This window comes from Proteus sp. FME41 (assembly GCF_014897315.1).
In the GTDB taxonomy this organism is placed as follows: Bacteria; Pseudomonadota; Gammaproteobacteria; order Enterobacterales; family Enterobacteriaceae; genus Proteus.
Genome location: NZ_JABUYL010000083.1, coordinates 1 through 301, shown reverse-complemented (window position 1 = coordinate 301; position 301 = coordinate 1). Strand labels below are relative to the sequence as shown.

The window sequence follows — 301 nt, the reverse complement described above, 5'->3', positions numbered from 1 at the left end:
ATGGTGCCCAGGGCGGGACTTGAACCCGCACAGCCTTACAGCCGAGGGATTTTAAATCCCTTGTGTCTACCGATTTCACCACCTGGGCTAAATTCTGTGGTGCGCCCGTAAATTCTTATAAACAAGATATTACTGGTATGGACGACTTAATTACTTCTTGATGCCATTTACAATGGACTTTACTTTTCGCACCAAACTCTTTATTTAAAAGAGATGGTGCCCAGGGCGGGACTTGAACCCGCACAGCCTTACAGCCGAGGGATTTTAAATCCCTTGTGTCTACCGATTTCACCACCTGGGC

General features: G+C 47.2%; 2 tRNA genes. Both read right to left on the bottom strand.

What is annotated here, in order from left to right:
- Position 1 precedes the first annotated feature (1 nt).
- Positions 2–88: transfer RNA gene (locus tag INT04_RS19265), tRNA-Leu, on the bottom strand.
- A gap of 126 nt (positions 89–214) precedes the next feature.
- Positions 215–301 (bottom strand) — tRNA-Leu (locus tag INT04_RS19260).